Origin of the sequence: Chryseobacterium viscerum, from assembly GCF_025949665.1 — a bacterium.
In the GTDB taxonomy this organism is placed as follows: Bacteria; Bacteroidota; Bacteroidia; order Flavobacteriales; family Weeksellaceae; genus Chryseobacterium; species Chryseobacterium viscerum_A.
On sequence record NZ_JAPDFT010000001.1, the window covers coordinates 2,087,413 to 2,105,522 of the forward strand.

The 18,110-nt window shown below is 36.1% G+C and carries 17 protein-coding genes; 1 reads left to right on the plus strand and 16 read right to left on the minus strand.

Annotated features, from left to right (window positions below):
• Window positions 1-38 precede the first annotated feature (38 nt).
• The 6 genes from OL225_RS09530 to OL225_RS09555 all read right to left on the minus strand — a co-directional run bounded on the left by OL225_RS09530 (window position 39) and on the right by OL225_RS09555 (window position 5,377).
• Window positions 39-1,349 carry a T9SS type A sorting domain-containing protein gene (locus tag OL225_RS09530; RefSeq protein WP_264518080.1) on the minus strand — a complete coding sequence of 437 codons (1,311 nt, stop codon included), beginning with the start codon at window positions 1,347-1,349 and terminating at the stop codon, window positions 39-41.
• A gap of 228 nt (window positions 1,350-1,577) precedes the next feature.
• Window positions 1,578-2,753 (minus strand): acetyl-CoA C-acyltransferase, encoded by a 1,176-nt coding sequence (locus OL225_RS09535; protein WP_264518081.1) that lies wholly within the window; start codon window positions 2,751-2,753, stop codon window positions 1,578-1,580.
• Window positions 2,754-2,906: 153 nt separating this feature from the next.
• Entirely contained in the window at window positions 2,907-3,407 is a 501-nt protein-coding gene (locus OL225_RS09540) for an endonuclease V (protein WP_047375216.1), read from the minus strand.
• An 11-nt stretch (window positions 3,408-3,418) separates the two neighbouring features.
• The gene (locus OL225_RS09545; protein ID WP_264518082.1) at window positions 3,419-3,781 is read right to left on the minus strand and encodes a glyoxalase; all 363 of its coding nucleotides are present in this window, start codon (window positions 3,779-3,781) and stop codon (window positions 3,419-3,421) included.
• Window positions 3,778-4,227 (minus strand): GNAT family N-acetyltransferase, encoded by a 450-nt coding sequence (locus OL225_RS09550; RefSeq protein ID WP_264518083.1) that lies wholly within the window; start codon window positions 4,225-4,227, stop codon window positions 3,778-3,780. Before OL225_RS09550 ends, OL225_RS09545 begins: the two co-directional genes overlap by 4 nt.
• A gap of 109 nt (window positions 4,228-4,336) precedes the next feature.
• Window positions 4,337-5,377, minus strand: a complete 1,041-nt coding sequence (locus OL225_RS09555) for a M28 family metallopeptidase (RefSeq protein WP_264518084.1) — start codon at window positions 5,375-5,377, stop codon at window positions 4,337-4,339.
• 160 nt (window positions 5,378-5,537) lie between these two features.
• Here OL225_RS09555 and OL225_RS09560 point away from each other — a divergent pair, with 160 nt between their 5' ends.
• Window positions 5,538-6,677: an aminotransferase class I/II-fold pyridoxal phosphate-dependent enzyme gene (locus OL225_RS09560; protein WP_264518085.1), complete on the plus strand. Its 1,140-nt coding sequence runs from the start codon at window positions 5,538-5,540 to the stop codon at window positions 6,675-6,677.
• 135 nt (window positions 6,678-6,812) lie between these two features.
• Here the strand turns inward: OL225_RS09560 and OL225_RS09565 are convergent, their stop codons facing one another.
• From OL225_RS09565 to OL225_RS09610, 10 genes are all read right to left on the minus strand, one after another.
• A complete protein-coding gene (locus tag OL225_RS09565; RefSeq protein WP_264518086.1) occupies window positions 6,813-9,542 on the minus strand; it encodes a sodium-translocating pyrophosphatase in 2,730 nt (909 codons plus the stop codon).
• Window positions 9,543-9,902: 360 nt separating this feature from the next.
• Window positions 9,903-10,514, minus strand: coding sequence for an inorganic pyrophosphatase (locus OL225_RS09570; RefSeq protein ID WP_047375226.1), 612 nt, complete (start codon window positions 10,512-10,514; stop codon window positions 9,903-9,905).
• An 18-nt stretch (window positions 10,515-10,532) separates the two neighbouring features.
• On the minus strand, window positions 10,533-11,045 hold the full coding sequence (locus OL225_RS09575; protein WP_047375228.1) for a hypothetical protein: 513 nt from the start codon (window positions 11,043-11,045) through the stop codon (window positions 10,533-10,535).
• A 24-nt stretch (window positions 11,046-11,069) separates the two neighbouring features.
• A complete protein-coding gene (locus OL225_RS09580; protein ID WP_264518087.1) occupies window positions 11,070-12,191 on the minus strand; it encodes a hypothetical protein in 1,122 nt (373 codons plus the stop codon).
• A 128-nt stretch (window positions 12,192-12,319) separates the two neighbouring features.
• The gene (locus OL225_RS09585; RefSeq protein ID WP_264518088.1) at window positions 12,320-13,216 is read right to left on the minus strand and encodes a phytanoyl-CoA dioxygenase family protein; all 897 of its coding nucleotides are present in this window, start codon (window positions 13,214-13,216) and stop codon (window positions 12,320-12,322) included.
• A 108-nt stretch (window positions 13,217-13,324) separates the two neighbouring features.
• Complete coding sequence (locus OL225_RS09590; RefSeq protein ID WP_264518089.1) at window positions 13,325-14,239, minus strand: hypothetical protein; 915 nt, start codon at window positions 14,237-14,239, stop codon at window positions 13,325-13,327.
• Entirely contained in the window at window positions 14,236-14,913 is a 678-nt protein-coding gene (radC, locus tag OL225_RS09595) for a RadC family protein (protein ID WP_047375234.1), read from the minus strand. The genes OL225_RS09590 and radC overlap by 4 nt, the downstream gene beginning before the upstream one ends.
• Window positions 14,914-14,930: 17 nt before the next feature.
• Window positions 14,931-15,443 carry a murein L,D-transpeptidase catalytic domain family protein gene (locus tag OL225_RS09600; protein WP_264518090.1) on the minus strand — a complete coding sequence of 171 codons (513 nt, stop codon included), beginning with the start codon at window positions 15,441-15,443 and terminating at the stop codon, window positions 14,931-14,933.
• 82 nt (window positions 15,444-15,525) lie between these two features.
• Window positions 15,526-16,194, minus strand: a complete 669-nt coding sequence (locus tag OL225_RS09605; RefSeq protein WP_047375239.1) for an ABC transporter ATP-binding protein — start codon at window positions 16,192-16,194, stop codon at window positions 15,526-15,528.
• Window positions 16,195-16,511: 317 nt separating this feature from the next.
• A complete protein-coding gene (locus tag OL225_RS09610) occupies window positions 16,512-18,107 on the minus strand; it encodes a pyruvate dehydrogenase complex dihydrolipoamide acetyltransferase (RefSeq protein ID WP_264518091.1) in 1,596 nt (531 codons plus the stop codon).
• Window positions 18,108-18,110: the final 3 nt, after the last annotated feature.

Below are 18,110 nucleotides of genomic sequence, written 5' to 3' on the forward strand. Positions count from 1 at the left end.
ACAAAAATTGATATGGATATGATTTAGATATGATGTGTCTATTTCTTAATAATCTTTTCTGTGACTGTTTTATGATTCTTTGTCAGGATTTTAATAAGATATGTTCCGGGGATAAAATTGTCCATAGAAACTGTCATCGAACTTCCCTCCAGCATCTTCTGCCCTGACATATTGTAAATTTCATATTTCTCCAGCCCTTCTTTCATTCTGATATTCACCGAATTTGTTGTAGGGTTTGGATATATTTTAGCATTGGCAGAAGTATCTTTAGAAACTTCCACAGTGGAAAGGCTTTCCGGTTGAATATTAAGCGTATAGTCTTCTGCCTGCCCGATAAACCATCCTGAAGGACAAGGAAGATTCTCCAAAGTTCCCATCCATGAACTGGATTCATATGCTTTTACCAATCTGAAACGGGTTTCTCCCAGCTGTGCTCCTGCCGGAATTGTAATAGTACCGGATGTAATTCCTGATTCTGTCGTAGTAACCGGATTGGAATTATCCAGATAACCCAGGTTAAACTTCTCATCAGCATCAAATTGATTATTATGGTTGAAATCAATGTAAGCATACACTGATACAGTATTCTGTCCATGAGTACCTCCTGTTACCGTTATAGGATAACTATTTCCGCGGTTTACAGTAAAGACAGTCGCTGTAAAATTTTCAAGAACGTCTGAATTACCATCAATGGCACTGTTTCTTACAGTTCCTGCAAATTCCACCTTACTTATTTCGCTTACCGTAAGGCTGGTCACATTTTCAGTACCACAGTAAGGAGCCGGGAAATTAGCTGTATTTCCGACAATATTGACAGTGTAATCTTCAGCCTGCCCTGCTCTTAAGCTGGCGTCACAAGCTGAGCTTATAGAATTAGCAGCTGCTGGATTTGAGTAGGCCTGGACATTTGTATTTTTGAGAACCCTCATTTTTGTACTTCCACTGGCAGCATTCGCAGGAACTGTTATAATATTATTGATCGTAAATGCATTGGCCGGATTGGCTGCTTCAAGTCTCCCAATGTAGAAGCTTTCTCCAGCATCATCAAAATTACCATTCTGATTAAAGTCTATAAAAACAACTACATCACTCGGAAATGTACTGGAAGGACCTGTTACAGATATATTATAATTACTTCCAGGTTGCAAATCTGTAGACATTGATGTAAAATTCTCATAAATTTGCGCATTTCCGGACTGAACCGGCGATGAATTATTAATGCTTCCGAAGGTAACATTACTGATCATATTGCTGTCAGCTCCATACTGGAACGCAGGCATGCAATATTGCAGTTGTGCATTTGCCAGTGAACAAAGTACAATACCAGAAAGAGTAGTTATTTTTTTCATTTTTTGATTAAATTTCTTGAGACAAATTTATATTTATTTAGAATGAATAAAAATAACAATGTAATGATATTTGTCAGTTTAGTAAAAATAGGTGGTTTGCATTCAATTAATGAATGTTAAATAATTTAATTTACTTATGGATAATCAATCTGTTACCTATAAAAAAGATCTTCCTTAAATTATTTTTCAAGAAAGATCTTTTTGCTTTAAAGAGTGAAATCTAATCGGTTAACTTACATTTTCGATGAGAACAGCAGACGCTCCGCCTCCTCCATTACAGATGGCAGCTATCCCCAATCTTCCTTTTTCCTGACGAAGTACACTAACTAATGTTGTGATAATTCTTGCTCCTGAAGCACCAATAGGGTGTCCCAAAGCAACCGCACCACCATATACATTTACTTTATTCAGGTCATAACCCAAAATCTGCTGGTTGGATAAAATCACTGAGGAATATGCTTCATTAATCTCGAAATAATCAATATCGGATAAACTGAGACCTGTTTGTTCCAGCACCTTTTGAATGGCAATAGACGGAGAAGTGGTAAACCATTCCGGGGACTGAGCCGCGTCTGCATATGCTATGATTTTGGCTAAGGGTTCAAGATTATGCTGATGTAGAGCCTGTGAAGATCCTAATAGTATTGCTGCAGCTCCATCATTCAGATTACTGGAATTAGCGGCTGTGAGTGTACCATCTGCTTCAAATGCCGGTTTCAAAAGAGAAATCTTCTCCGGAATAAGTTTGTCTATGTCTTCGTCTTTATCTACAATTATAGGTCCTTTCTTTCCGTTAGTTGATATCTGGATCAATTCATTGCTGAACTTACCGTTTTTCGCTGCTTCCTGAGCACGATGGTAGGAAAACAAAGCGTATTCATCAAGCTGCTGTCGTGTTAATCCGTATTTCTTCACACCCAATTCTGCTGCACTTCCCATATGGAAATCATTGTATACATCCCACAGACCATCTTTGATCACACCATCCGTAAGACTGGTATCTCCTAATTTTGTTCCCTGACGAAGTTTAACATAATGTGGAACATTGCTCATACTTTCCATACCCCCGGTCATCACAATATGTTCCAGGCCAAGCTGAATCTGCTGAGCACCAATCATTGCCGACTTCATTCCGGAAGCACAGACTTTGTTTACCGTTGTTGCATCTTTATCTACGGGAATTCCAGCAAAAATAGCTGCCTGTCTTGCAGGAGACTGGCCCAGTCCGGCACTGAGTACATTTCCCATATACACACTGTCTATATGTTCCGGAGCCAATCCGATGTTTTCATAGGCATTTTTAATTACAGCTGCTCCAAGCTGAGGAGCTGTAAGCCCGGACAAGCTTCCCATAAAACCACCTACCGGAGATCGCTTTGCAGCTAATATAAATACTTCTTTCATTTGAATTAATTTTAAATACCAATCGGTATATTTATAATTAAAAAAATTCCCTTTACTTTCACAAGAGACTAATACAAAGATAATCAAAATATACCGATTGGTATATTAAATATTTTAAAAAAGTCTTACTGTAATAAGTAAGACTTTAACTTTTTATGTTCTACTCAGCTGATCCAGTTTTTTAAGCAGTGTGGGCATTCTGTAAGTGCCATGCATTTGTTCTACTTTTAATTGAACTTCATCTACATCCATTCCTTTGGCCGTCACAAAAAGTGGTGTTTTACTTTCTCCGCGAAACACATTTCTCCTTTGGGAATCCGGAGTTGTAAATTCATTTTTTGCAATCCCAATAATAGGACATTTTTCTTCCAATGCTTCATAAAGGTGCCCACCTAAACCTATTTTTCCATCATTGTCAAGAGTAACATATCCGTCAACAATGATAATATCTTCTGGTTTTAATACAATTTTCGTCAGCAAACTTAAAATGCAGGGTAATTCTCTTTTGTAAAATGCCCCGCTTTCATATCCTGAGCTTACAGCAGTCTGTTCTACAAAAACTTCCACTTCTTTTTCAGACGTCCAGTCCTCAAATGCAATACATACAGTATTGGCATAATCCTCATAATAATAGGTATCAAATGCGTAAATCATATTCTATTCTCTTAAAAAAACTCGCCAAAATGCCACAAGATCCCTGAAGGATCATGCACAAAACACTCTTTTCCCCACTCCATCGTTCTTACAGGAGTAAGTTTTACATTCTCATAAACATCTGTAAGCTTTAAAGATAAAAGCTCCTTCCAGAATTCATCTGTATTGGCCACTTCCATAAAGATCATGGTATTATCGACCCAATCTTTTGTATAATAATCCTGAAGGTAAAAGCCTATTTCTTCCCTCTTAAACAGCGATAGTTTGGGCTCCAGAACAACTTCTTCAAACCCGAGATCTCTGTAAAAATTTCTACTGATCTCAAAATTCTGTGCTCCGATAAAAGGTCTGATGGATTTTAGCTTCGGTGTCATACTGTTTTATTTTTCCAATGTTCATAGGTCATTTCAAACTTGACCTCTCCTCTTCCATGGGTTCCTGTTTCTTTCCATCCGGATTTTCTGTAGAAATTTTCAGCCCGTGTTCCGGGTGAAGTACCAAGCCATAGATCGTCTTTCTTTTGTTCAAAGTACCAGTCGAGCATAATGTCATGAAGTTTTTTGCCGATTCTCTGGTTTTCAAAATCAGGATGTACGAACAAAGCCCAGACATTGTTTTCTTTCAAGTCAGCAATGGAAAAGCCTACAATCTTACCTTCTGCCTCACATACCCATCCTTTTCCTCTATGAAAAAGAAATTCCTCACAGTCTTTATTTGTAACCAAACCTGGATCTGACAGCGTGTTTTCTTTCACGGAGTTTCTCACAATCTGTATTTGCGGAATATCTTCCGGTCTTGCTTCTCGGATAATGATGTTCATGGTAATTTGTTGATAAACGCAAAGGCGTAAATATTTTTTACTCATAATCCTTGTCAAGTTTTAAAACCTTGGCAAGGATTCCTATTTGGTGTAACTTAAAATCTTACGATTATTTTCTGTCAACCACAATTCTTTCTTCTCTGGTGGCAATATCCCAGGCTGTTGTAAAAATAAGCTGGGTTCTTTTTTCTAACAGTTGGTAATCAATCTTTTCAGGATCATCTGTTGGTTTATGATAATCTTCATGAATACCATCAAAGAAGAATGCTACAGGAATATCATGTTTGGCGAAATTATAGTGATCTGAACGGTAATATAATTGTTCAGGATCATTCAAATCATCATATTTGTAATTAAGTTCCAGGTTATTGGTTCTCTTGTTGGCTGCTTCGTTAATTACTTTAAGCTGAGAACTTAACATTTCAGAACCTATGACATACACATATTGTTTTCCTCTGTTGGCAGGATCATCACGCCCAATCATATCAATATTAAGGTCAACAACGGTATTGGCTAATGGGAAAACAGGATTTTCGGAATAGTATTCTGAACCAAATAATCCGTGCTCTTCTCCCGTAACGTGTAGAAAAAGGATCGATCTTTTAGGCCCTTTTCCTGCTTTTTTAGCCTGCTGGAATGCCTTAGCAATTTCCATTACAGCTACAGTTCCGCTTCCGTCATCATCTGCTCCATTGTATACTACTCCATTTTTTGTACCTACATGATCATAATGTGCGGAAACCACAACAATCTCATCCGGTTTTTCGCTTCCTTCGATAAAAGCTAAAATATTTTCAGAATCAGGAAGATTGCCTCCACCTCTTTGTCTCATAAATTCAGATGGAACTTTCTGATAGTATGAGCCTAATGCTTTCGGTCCGGAAATACCAAGATTTTTATAGTAATTAATCATATACTCTCCCGCCTTCTTCTGTCCTTTACTTCCCGTATCACGTCCCTCCATATCATCTGCTGCTATAACATACAGATTTTTCTTTAAATCCTCAGCGTTAATCACCTTGTATGCATTGTTAAATGCCTTACTGTGTTTTGTAGAAACAGGATGTGAAGAATTCCCATCAGGTATTTTTGCCGTTCCACAACTGGTCACTACAGCCATGCCCAATAACGGGATAAGTATTTTTTTCATAAAGAATAAATTTCTTAAAAATAACAATTTTTATTGAATTCCCACATGAGATATCAAAATCACAAAATCATATGTTATTCATTATGAAATTAACAATACTTCAATTTTAAACTTAAAATAATATTGAATTTTTATTATATTTGATTAAAATACAAAATAGGTGGATAAAATTTACGGATTTACTCATTATTCCTTTTTTACGGAAATGTCCGAACTGGCAACCAGACACGGAAGCTTTGATCTTTCTCTGGGCCTTCCCGATTTTGATATTGATGAACGACTTAAATTTTTTTTAAAAGAAGCTGCCGAAAAAGAGACTTATCACTATGAACCTCTTGCCGGGAATCCCCTTCTGATTGAAAGTATCATCCGTTTCAATGCCAAAAGGGCTAATAAAATCTGCATCACAAATAAAGAAGTCACCATTGTTCCCTGTGCAACCTTTGCTTTATATACTTCCCTCAAATCAATTCTTAATCAAAATGATGAAGTAATTATTATCCAGCCGTCTTACTATACTTACGGACCTGCTGTTGTCATGAATGGTGGAATCCCTGTTTATTATGATCTTGGCAGTGATTTTATGATCAACTGGGATTTGTTTAAAAACTGCATTACTGAAAAAACCAAAGCAGTCATTGTAAACTCTCCCCAGAATCCAACCGGAAAAGTATGGAGAAAGGAAGAATGGGATCAGTTATATGAACTGATTAAGGGCCGTAATATTTATTTGATTTCTGAAGAGATATATGATACCTACTGTTATGACGAAGCTGAACATTACAGTTCTTTTATGCATCCAGAGCTTAGGGAAAAGACGTTTTGTGTTTTTTCTTTTGGTAAAATGTTTCATACTTCCGGGTGGAAAGTGAGTTACATGCTTGCTTCTGAAGCTTTAACAACAAGATTTCAGTGCCATCAACAGTATATTTCTTACAGTGCCAATGCTCCGGCGCAATATGCTATCGCAAAGTATCTGGATGTATTCGACCCGGCTATCAATAAAGAGATAATGCAGAATAAAAGAAATATTTTTAATCAGCTGATCCAGGAAACTCCCCTCCAAGTAGAGCAACAGGCAGAAGGAAGTGTTTTTCAGATCGTTAACTTCAGGAATATTTCAAAAACAATGACGGATGTGGAGTTTTCAAAATGGCTTACGATTGAGAAAAAAGTATCTTGTCTTCCACTTTCGGCTTTTTACAATTCAAGACAAAATTCAGATTATGTAAGGTTTAGCTTTGCTAAAAAGGATGAACTGATTATCCAGGCTTTGGAACATTTAAAAAGGAATCTTTGATTTTTTCTATGTATTTTTTCCCACAGATTACACAGATTTTCACAGATGATTATGGGTACTTTGTTTGCTTATTTTTTTTAATATAATAGAAAAGCACCGCCAGGGCGATGCTTTTCTATTGTATTTAAATTGATTTTAAAGAGCCAGAACTCTTACATCAATCCTTCTGTTTTTCGCTTTGCATTCGTCAGTATCATTAGCTTCACATACAGGATGCTGTGATCCATATCCTTCCGCTTCTATCCTGTCTGCAGAAATGCCTAACTCAAGAAGTTTCAGCTTCGCGGTTTGAGCTCTTAGATTGGATAACTTAATATTACTATCTTCATTACCACTGTTATCTGTATATCCGCCGAGTTTTATTTTCAAATCCGGATATGCATTTAAGATTTCAGCTAAAGTATTCAACTGTAGTGCGGATTCTGCTTTCAGATCACTGGAACCTGTTTCAAAATAAAGGTTTTCAATAGTATACCATTTGTTGGGGTCTAAGGCAGATTTATCTTTTTGTTTCACCACATTATAAAGCTGGTAAAGCTGGCTTCCATCTCCTATAGCAATTGTTTTTCCTCCATCCAGTTTTATTTTCTGAATATTTCCTGTTTCATATACAAAATCACCACTTTCATTAAGATGTCCCTGAACTTCACCAGGGGAAACCGGAACTGTTGTAAGATCTGTATGGCCAGCCGCTGTAGCAGATACACCGGTAAGACTTTCAATTTTCGCCTTTCTATTGGCTTCGATTTTATCTTTATGCAATACTGCTAAAGTAGGTGCAATTACCAAAGAAACGATGGACATTAATTTGATCAGGATATTCATGGATGGTCCGGAAGTATCTTTAAAAGGATCTCCCACTGTATCTCCTGTTACAGATGCTTTATGTGGCTCTGAACCTTTGTAATAAGTCTGACCATTGATATCCACTCCTTTTTCAAATGATTTTTTAGCATTATCCCAGGCACCTCCTGCATTGTTCTGGAACATTCCCATCAAAACACCACATACCGTAGCACCAGCCAAAAATCCTCCCAACACTTCAGGACCAAAAATAAATCCGATTAAAAGTGGAGAAATGATCGCTATAGCACCAGGCAGCATCATTTTTCTGATGGATGCATCTGTAGAAATGGCAACACATTTTTCATATTCAGGTTGTGCTTTTCCTTCTAAAATCCCAGGAATTTCACGGAACTGTCTCCTTACTTCTTCTACCATAGCCATAGCTGCCTGTCCAACTGCAGTGATTGCCAATGATGAAAAAATAAACGGTATCATTCCGCCAACAAATAAGCCGGCCAAAACATCTGCTCTGTAAATATCAATACCATCAATGCCTGCAATCCCAACAAAAGCAGCAAATAATGCTAATGCTGTCAACGCTGCTGAAGCAATTGCAAATCCTTTTCCGGTAGCTGCCGTTGTATTTCCTACAGCATCCAGGATATCTGTTCTTTCACGTACTTCTTTGGGAAGTTCACTCATTTCTGCAATACCGCCTGCATTATCAGCAATAGGTCCAAAGGCATCAATCGCCAGCTGCATAGCTGTAGTAGCCATCATTCCTGCCGCTGCAATAGCAACTCCATAAAGTCCGGCACACAGATAAGATCCATAGATTCCTCCTGCCAATACGATAATCGGAAGTAAAGTAGATTCCATACCAACAGAAAGCCCTCCGATAATATTTGTTGCATGTCCGGTAGAAGACTGTCTCACAATGCTGGAAACAGGTCTTTTACCCATTGCGGTATAGTATTCTGTAATAATACTCATTAAAGTACCTACAACCAATCCTACCATGATGGCACCAAATACTCCCATTTTAGTAAACTCATGCCCTCTTAAAATCATTTTTTCAGGAAGGATATAAGTTACCAGAAAGTAAGATGAAATGGCTGTAATAACAATACTTCCCCAGTTTCCAAGGTTTAAAGCATTCTGTACACTGGAAGTGGATGAACCTTCATTATCATTAATTTTCACAAATAGAGTTCCAATCATTGAAAATATAATTCCTGTTCCTGCAATCAGCATTGGTAAAAGGATTGGAGCAAAGCCTCCGAAGGCATCATCGGAAACCGTTTCTCTGCCTAATACCATAGTTGCCAGAACTGTTGCAACATAAGATCCGAAAAGGTCGGCACCCATTCCCGCTACATCTCCTACATTATCTCCTACGTTATCTGCAATCGTTGCAGGATTTCGGGGATCATCTTCAGGAATTCCAGCTTCTACTTTTCCAACAAGGTCAGCACCTACATCTGCCGCTTTTGTATAAATACCGCCTCCTACTCTTGCAAAAAGGGCTATGGATTCTGCACCTAGAGAAAATCCGGTAAGAATTTCAATGGTCTTTTCCATTTCATGAGAATCTACTGTGGCATCAGGCGCAAAAATCTGCTTAATAATCAGGAATAATGATCCTAATCCTAAAACAGCAAGTCCGGCAACTCCCATTCCCATAACAGAACCTCCTGTAAATGATACTTTAAGAGCTTTCGATAGTGAAGTTCTTGCAGCTTCTGCTGTCCTGACATTGGCTTTAGTCGCTATTTTCATTCCGATAAAGCCTGCTGATGCGGAAAATACGGCTCCTACAGCAAAAGCAATTCCGATACTCCAATGTGAGTTGGCATTGCTTGATCCCATTACGGCAAGTAGAATCGCAACTACCACCACGAAATACATTAAGATTTTATATTCAGCCTTTAGAAAAGCCATTGCACCGTCTGCAATATGACCGCTGATTATTTTCATTTTTTCATTTCCGGCATTCTGTTTATTTACCCAGTTGCTCTGAAGAAATGTATAAAGTAACGCTACGACACCAAAAACTGGCACTAACACAAATAGATCCATAGTTTAATATTTTTTTGGTAATAGAAAATTAAATATAATAAATAATTACCATCAAAGCATTAAAAAACTTAACAGTATGATGTTTATCATCCAAAATAATCATAATTCTGCAACGAAACAATATGGATCAAAATCTATAAAAAAACGGTATTGAATAAAGGTTTCAGAGAAATTACCTGCATGAAAATTCTTTGAATAATTTCAACTATTCAGATTTAATAATTGAATAAAAAAGATTGCTTAATATCTGCCCGTGATGACAATTCGTTGTATAATTTCCGGAAAGAACTTTACTTTGTTTCAATAAAAAAGGATAAACAGAAACTGTCTACCCTTTTATTGTATTGAATTAAGAGAATCTTATCCTCCGAATTTATCTGCATAATCTGTTTGAGAAGCTTTAATCACTTTTCTTGCGTGCTCAGCTCCGTAAACCTCCTGGATTCTGCATTTTGCAGGCTCATCCGGTAAATTTTTATAGGTAAGGAAGTAGTGCATTAATCTTTTTACTTCAGCTTCTGGCAATTCAGAAATATCTCTGAAGTGTCCGAAAGCGTGGTCGTTGATCATTACTGCAACGATTTTATCATCAGCTTCACCTCCGTCAATCATTTTGAAACCTCCGATTGGAATAGCCTCCATCAATAAACCTCCGGCATGAATATTGTGAGAACTTAAAACACAAATATCAAGAGGGTCATGATCTCCCATTGTAACATCAGTAGCTCCTGATTCTACAGCAAGTCTCATTACTTCCTTATCACAGTATGTTCTTGGAACAAAACCATATAAAGCAGGAATGATGTTAGAGAATTTCTGTGGTCTGTCTACTTTTAAGTATCCGGTTTCTTTATCTACTTCATATTTAATAGTATCTGAAGGAACAATTTCCACAAATACGTTTACAACATTTGGCGCATCTTCTCCTGCAGAAATTCCGTGCCATGGATGTGCTTTAAAATTTGGAATCATTATTTTATCTGTTATTTTTTAAGTTATTATTAAAATTTCTTTTCTTAGGTCTTCTATTGTTTCCACAATATAATCATTGCCTTCCATGTAGTTCATGATGAAAATCGTTTTAAATTCATCCAGCTGAACCTCTCCTTTCAATCCGTCATAAGTTTTGTGAAGCAACTCTATGATCGCATTTTTAGAGTCTACGATATTCTTCCATGAATTTTTTGTGATGTATAACTGCTGTGAAGAGTTATATTCAAATTCTTCATTGATTGTTTTTTCGGTAAGGAAAATAAACTCATGTACAGCCAGTTCTCTATCAAACCTCTGGATAAGGTTTGACGGCTTCATTCTGTCCAGGAACAAGGTCATTCTTTCGTAAGAATGTGCCTTATTCTCAGAATTCGACTTCACGGTAAGTAGTTTGATTTCCTGATTTTTAAGGGTAATGTATGAGTGTACAAATTGTCTGAGCAAAACCAGAAAAGGAATTGCAATAATCAATGCAAATGCATACGGTAGATATCCTGAAAGACTCGTCATAATTTTAGACTGCAAAATTACTAATTATTTTCCGTCTTCTAAAGAGTTTTTAAATATATCCACTTTAGAAATCTGTATATAAATCAATGCAAGTATAATTATGAGATAAAAGCCCGTCATCATCCTATTGGCCAAAGACGGAAAAACTAAAAATCTAAGCATGACTGTTACATAAATAACTGCAAAAAACAAGACTTGAGCCTGATTCTTTTTATTATGGAACGAGAAATGATTAGCCAGAATAATGACAATAAATAGCAACAGAACCGGAAAATAGGAAGCATTGAACTCCAGCATTATTTTGCTTTTAATGAAATAAATATAATCTGAAAAAGAAAACGGATCAGGCTGCGAGACAGGATAAATCTGAACTTTAGTAAACTGATTCATAAATAGTGTAGACCACGAAACCTGATTAAAAGTCTGTATTAAAAAGAAAGAAAGAAACAGGTATCCGTATGATATCAATAATGGAGCTGTTTTCACCAGAAGCTTATTTCTGTAAAGATAAATAAGGCCATACAGGAAAGAATAAAAAATAAAATATTCCGGCCTTGTAAGAATACACAGCATAGCAAAAATACCCGCGAGAAAGAAATTTCTTCTTACTAAAAATACATAGAAGCTTAAAAGAATCAACAGGCATGATAAAGAATCTGCAGAGACATGTCTGCCGGACTCCACAAAGGGTTTGAACAGAGAAATTAAAATCGTGATGATAAAAGCAAGACTATAATTTTTCAGGATTTTTATCAAAAAAATGAAAATCAGAATAAGAATCAGGCCGTAAGAAATAATTGAAATTAAAGAATTAGATGCTGATGCACTGAAACCCAATTTAAAGAACGACCAATTGATAAAATTATAAAAAGGTTTTACAGCAAAAAGCTGTAATTCTTCTTCATAAGCTTTAGGATTCTGTGATAATATTTTGTAATAAGTACTTTCACCTTCTGCCACTTCTTTTACCATTGGATCTACAGGACCTAATCCTGCAAAATCAGGGTTCTTTTCCCTCAATTCATCATATACTTTCTGATGAATCTCTTCAATTTTCATTTCGGGATATTCTGTTTTATAAATCAACCCCATATAAGCTTCCATATCAGTGTTGTAATAATGGTTGATATATAGGTAGTATGACATGAAGCACACATAGATTGAAAATATAAAAACAAGAATATTTTCCCTTTTTTTCATTTATTGATATTATAAGTATACAAATGTAAAAAAACTATCATTTAAACTTATAAAAAGCTTTTTATAATAAAGGATTACAGTTCAAACAATGCAGGCCTTTGGGTTACTTCATGATAACAAACACTATTTTCATCAAAGAAGTGATAAACAAGACTCTTTCTTGTTCTTTTTTTATCCATATGAGGCTCACCACCGTGAAGAATGTTGGCATGCCAGATCAACAGATCACCTTTTTTTGCCTTAAAGACTTCTTTTTTCAATCCCAGCTCCTTTACCTTATCCTCCAGGAAAGTTTCATAAGCTCTGTAACTTTTCTTACCGATTTTCCAGTCTGTACCTTCGTTATCATAATCAGAATTCAGGAAATAAGGTAATTTATGACTCTTAGGAATGTAATGAAGGGCACCATTGGTTTCATCCACATCTTCCAGGGCAATCCATACTCCCAGCAATCCCCCCAAGGGATAAGTCGTCATATGAATACTGTCAGAATGGGTTTTCTGCTGGCTTCCGTTGATGAAGTTGATACTTTGAAAAAGTTTAGATTTTCCGTCCAGTAAAACAGATAAAAAGTCTAACAGTTCCTTATCATTTCCAATGTTTTTAATAATTTCTGAATGATGAATAGCAAACATCAGTTTTCCTCCGTAAATAAACTTCAGTGTACCATCTTCCATCAGCTTATCAATTTCTGTATTAATTTGATCAGCTGTTTCCGGCGTCAGGAAGTTTCTCAGAATCATATACCCGTTATCATCATACTGAAGAGCGCTTTCTCTATTTTCTCCCGTCAGCTTCTTAAAAAAAGGAGTTTCTGCAAGCTTTGCATAATCTACCTTTCTATCGCTGGCAGGAAGATCTGCAAAATCTTTACTCGAAATACTTGAAAAATAACTCTTATTAATACCGTATTTTTTATACAGTGGGATATTATGTTTTAACTTATTTTTTTTAAACAAGTTATAAAGCATATATGATAGTTTGTATTGACGAATCTGTTGTAACATAAATGTTTGACTAGGATTTTATAAAGTTACGGAATATTACTTAATTAGAACCAATCTAAACAATGCTTTTCATCATAAAAATGACTTTCCTCTCATTATAAGATAGCCTAATTTTTTAAAGAGGTTCTTTTTTGAATTCTCAATAATTCCGTAAGGTCTTAATTCCGGGCGGAACCCTCTGAAAAACTCTTCAATATTGGGTAGCTCTCCCCCTTCAAAATCAAAAATATGAGTTTCTATATTTTCTTTAATAACAGTATCAATCAACACTGATGCGCCTGATAATTTGACATAATCCTTATCATTAAAATTACCTAAAAGTGCTACCATATTACAATCTGTGTAAGTAGCAATTACGTTGACAATCTTGTTTTGATAATAAAAAGCAGTGAACTTCAGGTAACCCAGTTTGTGAAAACTTTCAAAAATCCTCCTGAATTCATACAGATCATTGTCTTTGCTCAGCCCTATTGTGTTGACTTCTATAAAAGTCTTTGCTTTGTCAAAAGAAATGGTTTTAACTTCTGATTCTTTTAAAACTTCTTCACTTAAACGAAGTTTTCTTTTCCTTTTGGGAGAATAATTGGTACGGATTTTCTCGTAAGTATCAGGATACAATAAAAAGTTCTTCTTAATTCTGATCTTCGTTCGGAGTTGGTTTACATCATTGAACGAATAGGCTCTGATCATGTAATTTTTTTCCAGATATTCTAAAAAAGCTTCATTAAGGTCAACATCATCTTTAGTGGAAAAAACACCGAGTTGCTGGCAAAGTTTCGGATTATGAACAATTTTCATCCCATATTTTCTTACAAAAGGTACGGGCATCACAGCTTCATAATCCTTATAAACCAAAATTTCCCATGGCATTGTAGAAGTTGTATCTAAAAATTCTTTTGTAGCAGAATATTTTCTTTGTTCAGAATTATCTAAACATTGAGCATATTTTACAAAATCAATTTCATGATATTTCAATCTTCTAATCATAATAATCCTGAGTCCGAAAAACTAAAATAGGAATCCTGCGTGACAATAATATGGTCTAAAAGCTGGATACTTAAAGTATTTCCTGCTTCTTTTATTTTTTGTGTAATATTGAGATCTTCCCGGCTTGGTTTTAAACTTCCGGAAGGATGGTTGTGGGCAATGATAATACCTGTTGAAAAATGATCCAGTGCTGTTTTATACAAAACTCTGACATCTACAATAGATTGACTTATTCCTCCCTGAGTTAGTTGTGAAACATGAATCACTTTGTTGCTGTTGTTAAGAAAAATAGCCCAGAACTCTTCTGTCCTTAAGTCAGCAAGCTGGTTTTGAAGAATAAGATAAGCATCATTACTGTTACCGATCACTGCTTTTTCAGGAATTTCCTGTACCGTTCTTCTTTTTCCGATTTCTAAAGCTGAAATTATTGAAATCGCTTTTGTTACTCCAATTCCTTTAAATTTCATCAGATCTTTAGCAGAAAGTAAGCTCAACTGATGCCAACTGTTATTAACTGAGGATAAAATTTTCCGTGCTAGTTCCAAAGCATCTTCCTCTCTATTTCCACTTCCCATAATAATAGCCAGCAGCTCGGAATCAGAAAGTGAGCTTTTGCCTTTCTGCAAAAACTTTTCTCTGGGTCTGTCATCTTCTGCAAGAAATTTTATAGCCATGAAAAAAAGATTATGAATTAATAAAATGCATACAGGATCACCGGTTTTGTCGACTGATCAACATATTTTGCTGTTTCTTTAAGTGCATTTACCGAAAGCATTGGACACCCTAAACTCAGGCATACAGGAGTCTGAGATTCCACATCAGGAATACATCCATAGGAATGAAGAACAATAGCTCTTTGCATTGCATTGCTGTTAGTAGAATCAAGACCTTTTAATCGGTAAGCTTTACCAAACTTTCCTACATAGCTTTCCCCAATGGCATATTTTCCCAGAGATGACTGATAGGAACCTTCAACATTACTGAATTTTAAAGCATCTGACCGTGGAATGACTGAACCTGAACCATGGGATACGACGGCCTGCTGTACAATGGTATTATTTTTCAGATTATAAATGAAATAACGGTATTTTCCGGAAGGTATCTTAAAATTGATAAAAACAGCAAGATCCTGATTATACTCTTTTCCTTTAATATAATTTTTAATCTCCAAAATCTTTTCCTGAGGCACATGCTGTGAGTTCAACTGCTGTGATTCAGCTTTTGAGCAGGAAATTAAAATTAAAAAAAGAAAAATAAAGTGTTTCATCATCTGGGGTTGTATACTCCTATTCTATGATCATTCCGTCCTTCATAACGAGCTTTCGGTCTGTAATTTCTGCGAGATTCGGGTTGTGGGTAACAATGACAAATGTTTGGTTGTATTTATCCCTAAGATCAAAAAATAATCTGTGAAGATCATCTGCATTCTTGGAATCCAGGTTTCCTGTAGGCTCATCCGCAAAAATAATTTTGGGTGAATTGATTAAAGCTCTTGCTACAGCTACCCTTTGCGCTTCTCCACCTGAAAGTTGATTGGGTTTATGCTGCAGCCTTTGTTCTATTTTTAAATCTTCAAATAAAGCATAGGCCTTTTCAAGGGCTTCTTTTTCATTGGCTCCGGCTATTTTTGTTGGAAGCAATACATTTTCCAGCGCTGTAAATTCCGGAAGAAGCTGATGAAACTGAAATACAAAACCAATATTCTGATTTCTGAACTTTGAAAGCTGTTTATCATTCATATTAATAAATGATTCTCCTGCTATTTCAATTTCAGTATCATATTTGTTTGACTGGGTTGGATGATCCAAAGTTCCTAAAATCTGCAGTAACGTAGATTTACCTGCTCCTGATTCTCCTACAATAGAAACCACCTCACCCATTTTGATATGAATATCAACTCCTTTCAGTACTTCTAAATTCCCATAAGATTTATGGATATTTCTTGCTTTAATCATGATTCAAAAATAGTGAATTGCCTTCAAATAAAAAACCGCTTTTTGAAGCGGTTTATATTTTATTTTAGTTTTATTACGATTAGATTTTCCTAATTCATTTATATAGGTCTTTTCTATTAATTTTTTTAATTATTTTCTTCATATTTTGGCTATAAAACATATGTAAAAAAGTATTATTTTCTTTTTCAGAATTTATTTATAAACCTATAATGTTGTTTATGAAGCCTCATAGGTTTTATCAGTCATTTGCATTTTAATTTATCAAAAACAAAAAACCTCCCGGCTTGGGAGGTTTTACTATTTTTCATTTCAGAAAATTACAGTAACAATGTTAATGGACTTTCTAAATATGTTCTTAATGTCTGCAAGAATTGAGCACCTGTAGCACCGTCTACCACTCTGTGATCACATGCCAATGAAAGTTTCATTGTGTTTCCAACTACAATCTGACCATCTTTTACGATTGGTTTCTCAATAATTGCTCCTACTGAAAGGATAGCAGAGTTTGGCTGATTGATGATACTTGTAAAGGTTTCGATTCCGAACATTCCTAAGTTAGAAATAGAGAATGTAGATCCTTCCATTTCGTTAGCTTTAAGACCTTTACTCTTAGCTCTTGATGCCATATCTTTCACAGATGCAGAAATCTGAGTATATGTCATCTGATCTGTATTTTTCAATACAGGAACTACCAATCCGTCCGGAATAGCTACTGCTACACCAATATTGATATTTCCTCTGTGGATGATCTTATCACCAGCCCAGCTTGAATTTACCTGAGGGTGTTTTCTTAAAGCAATTGCAGTTGCTTTAATGATCATATCGTTGAAAGAGATTTTAGTATCAGGTAAAGAATTGATTTCTTTTCTTGCTTCAATGGCTTTATCCATATTGATCTCAACCATCAGATAGTAGTGAGGTGCAGAGAATTTACTTTCAGAAAGACGTTTTGCAATAATATTTCTTACCTGTGAGTTTGGAGTCTCTGTATCTTCGCCTTGTACAAAGCTTACGGCAATAGGAGCACTGCTTGCTGTCGGAGCTGAAGCAGCCGGTTTCGCAGCTGGCTGATAATTTTCAATATCTTTTTTAACGATTCTTCCGTTTTCACCAGATCCCTGAACACTGTTGATATCAACCCCTTTATCCTGAGCCATTTTCTTAGCCAGTGGAGAGATTGCTATTCTGTCAGAAGATGAAGAATCTGCAGCAGGAGCTGCCTTTTCTTCTGTTTTAACTTCTGCTTTTTGTTCAGCTGGTTTTTCAGTTGATGCAGCTGCAGCTTTTGGAGCTCCTACAGCGGAAACATCTGTTCCTGCAGGGCCAATAATTGCTAATACGGAATCAACCGGAGCAGCACCTCCTTCTTCTACACCTTGCTTCAATAATACTCCATTGAATTCAGATTCGAAATCCTGTACCGCTTTATCTGTTTCGATTTCAGCAAGAAGGTCTCCTTCTTTTACTGTATCGCCTACATTTTTGTGCCATTTAGCTACTTTACCTTCTGTCATTGTATCAGAAAGTCTTGGCATTGTAATAATTTCTACTCCTGCCGGAACTTCTGCAGCAACAGGTGCAGCAATTTCTGCTTTAGGCTGTTCTTCTGATTTTTTTTCTTCAGTTCCTGCAGTGGGAGCAGCAGCTCCACCTGTCAATCCTGAAATATCTTCTCCTTCATTCCCGATAATAGCCAAAACAGAGTCTACAGCAGCAGCAGCACCTTCTTCTACACCTACGTATAAAAGGGTACCTTCTATTTCAGATTCGAAATCCTGAACTGCTTTATCAGTTTCAATTTCAGCTAAAATATCTCCTTCTTTTACTTTATCTCCTACTTTTTTATGCCATTTGGCCACCTTACCTTCCGTCATCGTGTCGGACAGGCGGGGCATCGTAATTACTTCTGCCATAAT